Here is a 3,250-nt window from a genome sequence, read left to right as displayed (position 1 = left end):
CTAAAATGAAATAAAATCAAGTATAACGAAAGGTGATTGTGATGGAAAATCCTACAAAATCACGGACAATGAAAAAACGCGATAAGACCCATCAGGATATCCTCGCCGTTGCGGCTGAACTCATCAGTGCAAAAGGATCGCTTAGTGTCAGTCTGGAGGAAATCTCATCGCAGGCGGATGTTGCAAGAAAGACGATATACAATCATTTTGAGAACAAAGAAGCGCTCATCAATGAATTGTTCACACCCCTCTGTGATCATGCCAGAGCCTACCTTAACCGCTTTGATCAGGAACAAACGCTCACTCTCGATCATATATGGGATTATTGCCTGGACCTGTGGGAACAAGAGGATTATCACGCCATGGTACTCTATCAAGTGAGTCCGGAAGACTATCCAAATCTCTCCGTAATCAAGGATAGCTTCATTTTTATGTTCAAAAAATTGATGGAACGCATTCCGGAATGCAGCAGCCGGTCAGATGAAGAACGCACGCAAGCGGCAAATTGCATCTACCTGACCTATTTGCCACTCCTTCAGGTTCTTGAAGAACGGAAAAACTACCAAAAAGCGTTCCGGTTGGCAATGACAGGATTGACCCGCGGAATTTTATTGACCGACTAAAAATTCTAGGGGTAATCATTTCGAGAACAAAGAGAGAGTGGGACAAAAAGTGATTTGGGTCTGCTTTTTGGAACATTTTTATGATTAATTGTCAGGAAATAAAAGAGAGGCTTGGACTTTTGTCCCGGCCTCTCTTCGTATTATAATTAGTTTTTGAATGAATGGATTGGTGCCGGACTGCGTCCGCCACGATTGATGAAGTCAGCAGAGCTTTCTTTGTGGACCGGCATTACAGGAGCGCGTCCCAGTAATCCACCAAATTCAACGAAGTCGCCTACTTCACAGCCGATTGCCGGAATCACCCGCACAGCAGTTGTTTTGTGGTTTTGAACACCGATTGCGGCTTCATCAGCGATCATGGCCGCGATTGTCGTCGCAGGAGTGTCACCAGGGATGGCGATCATGTCCAAACCAACAGAACAGATGGCAGTCATCGCCAGCAACATGTCCAAACTGATTTGGTTTGCTGCCGCAGCATCAATCATGCGGTGGTCTTCCGATACGGGAATGAACGAACCCGAAAGTCCGCCGACATGGCTGCATGCCATTACGCCACCCTTTTTGACTGCATCATTCAATACAGCTAGCGCAGCGACTGTTCCGTGCGTACCGACTACACCCAAACCAAATTCTTCAAGGATTTCACCGACCGAGTCGCCGACTGCAGGTGTCGGAGCCAATGCCAAGTCGACGATGCCGAATGGCACGCCCAATTTTTGGGAAGCGATGTTCCCGACCAATTGACCCATGCGGGTAATCTGGAAGGCTGCTTTCTTGATTGTATCGGCAACGATGTCCATCGGTTCGCCTTTTACTTTTTCCAAAGCACGTTTGACGACACCAGGACCGGAGATTCCGACGTGGATTTCGCAATCCGCTTCCTCAACGCCATGATAAGCGCCTGCCATAAAGGGATTGTCGCCTACTGAGTTTGCGAATACTACTAATTTCGCACAACCGAATCCGTGTTGTTCAGCTGTTTTTTCAGCCGTTGCAAGGACGATTTCGCCCATCAACTTGACAGCATCCATGTTGATGCCCGCTTTAGTAGAGCCGATGTTCACGCTGCTGCAGACCTTATCCGTAACTGCCAAAGCTTCCGGAATCGAGTCGATCAGGATTTTGTCGCCTTTGTTGTAGCCTTTTTCGACCAAAGCCGAGAAGCCGCCGATGAAGTCGACGCCGACTTCCTTCGCCGCAGCATCCAACGTTTTTGCGTACGCCACATAATCCGTGTCATCGCTTGCGCCGGCGATCAATGCAATCGGTGTCACCGAAATCCGTTTGTTCGTGATCGGAACGCCGTACGTATCTTCGATTTCCTGTGCTACGCTGACCAGGTTTTTCGCTTTGGTGGTGATTTTTTTGTATATTCTTTCACGAGCTTTTTCGCCATCGCTGTCGATGCAGTCCAATAAAGAAATCCCCATGGTGATGGTACGGATATCCAGATTGTCCTCTTCGAACATGCGAATGGTGTCCAAGATATTATCTGTTCTTAACATTCAAATGTCCCCCTAGATCCGATGCATTGCATGGAATGTGTCTTCTGCCTGTAAACGGATGACCAAGCCTTGTTCTTCTTCAACTTTTTTCATCGCTTCTTTGACTTCTTTGACTGAATTTTTTGCTTCATTCAATTCGACCATCAAAATCATGGTGAAGTATTCCTCCATGATGGTCTGTGAGATATCCAAGATATTTACGCCCAGACGCGCCAATTCCACCGATACGCTTGCTACGATTCCGGTATGGTCTTTACCTGTTACGGTCATGATTGCTCTCATCTTTTTTCGCCCCTGCTTCTTTAATTTTTTGTCGAGTCCATTATACCATTTTCCAGCAATATGAAAATCCAATTAAAAATTTATGTTTCCTATTCTATCACATCTAACGGGAATGACCACTGTTTTTTGGGGAAACGGAAAACAGTAACCGCTCTCTAATCGGATTTTCCTGTGTTCTTTCCCGAAACACGAAAATTATTGCAGAAGCTGCATAAAATCTATCGTTTTTTGGGAATAATTGCTACACTGGATATAAGCAAGTTCCAATCAAATATCAAGGAGGTTTTCTTAATGCAATTGATTCATTTTTCAGAAGCTGGCCAAAGCCGCATCGGCATCAAGACGGAGCACGGTTTCCTGAATGTCGCCAAGGCGGCCGCAGCTTTATCGCTGCCTTTCCCTTCCTATATAGACGATGTGTTGAAGGACCCGGAACAGGCTGCCCAATTGGCCGCCATTCTGGCCCAAGCGGACACGCTGACGGATTCAGCCTACTATGTTTCCATGGATGAGGTCACATTCCTGCCCGTCCTCTCCCGTCCAGGCAAAATCCTCTGCATCGGCAAGAACTATGCCGCCCATGTCGCGGAAACGAAAAGTGAAGCCCCGAAAAAACCGCTTGTCTTCAGCAAATTCACGAGCGCTTTGGCTGCCCATAAAGAAGGCATTCCGATTCCGGTGAACACCAGCAAGGTAGATTACGAAGTCGAACTGGTGGCAGTCATCGGCAAAAAAGCTTATTGCGTCTCCCCGGAAGAGGCTCTTGAGCACGTAGCGGGCTACACAATCGGCAATGACGTGACCGCACGCGACTGGCAAAAAGGCTCTCCGCAATGGTTA

4 protein-coding genes are annotated in these 3,250 nt (G+C 47.2%); 2 read left to right on the top strand and 2 right to left on the bottom strand.

Annotated elements, in window-relative coordinates; genetic code table 11:
• Nucleotides 1-41: 41 nt before the first annotated feature.
• Complete coding sequence (locus tag WBV27_RS04980) at nt 42-623, top strand: TetR/AcrR family transcriptional regulator (protein ID WP_424199968.1); 582 nt, start codon at nt 42-44, stop codon at nt 621-623.
• 146 nt (nt 624-769) lie between these two features.
• Here the strand turns inward: WBV27_RS04980 and WBV27_RS04975 are convergent, their stop codons facing one another.
• Both WBV27_RS04975 and WBV27_RS04970 read right to left on the bottom strand, forming a co-directional pair.
• Nucleotides 770-2,128 (bottom strand): PFL family protein, encoded by a 1,359-nt coding sequence (locus WBV27_RS04975; RefSeq protein WP_424199966.1) that lies wholly within the window; start codon nt 2,126-2,128, stop codon nt 770-772.
• Between the two features lie 12 nt (nt 2,129-2,140).
• Complete coding sequence (locus tag WBV27_RS04970; RefSeq protein WP_319468580.1) at nt 2,141-2,410, bottom strand: ACT domain-containing protein; 270 nt, start codon at nt 2,408-2,410, stop codon at nt 2,141-2,143.
• A gap of 291 nt (nt 2,411-2,701) precedes the next feature.
• On the opposite strand from WBV27_RS04970, the gene WBV27_RS04965 reads away from it, so the two are divergent.
• On the top strand, nt 2,702-3,250 hold a 549-nt coding region (locus tag WBV27_RS04965; protein WP_424199964.1), incomplete at its 3' end, for a fumarylacetoacetate hydrolase family protein.

This window comes from Trichococcus sp. (genome assembly GCF_049589555.1).
In the GTDB taxonomy this organism is placed as follows: domain Bacteria; phylum Bacillota; class Bacilli; order Lactobacillales; family Aerococcaceae; genus Trichococcus.
Note: the sequence above shows the minus strand (reverse complement) of the source record. Positions and strands in the feature narration are given on the sequence as shown.

Bases quoted from the DNA above. Each gene is read 5' to 3' on its own strand.
- WBV27_RS04975 (WP_424199966.1), bottom strand. From the start codon at position 2,128: ATGTTAAGAACAGATAATATCTTGGACACCATTCGCATGTTCGAAGAG.
- WBV27_RS04970 (WP_319468580.1), bottom strand. From the start codon at position 2,410: ATGAGAGCAATCATGACCGTAACAGGTAAAGACCATACCGGAATCGTA.
- WBV27_RS04980 (WP_424199968.1), top strand. From the start codon at position 42: ATGGAAAATCCTACAAAATCACGGACAATGAAAAAACGCGATAAGACC.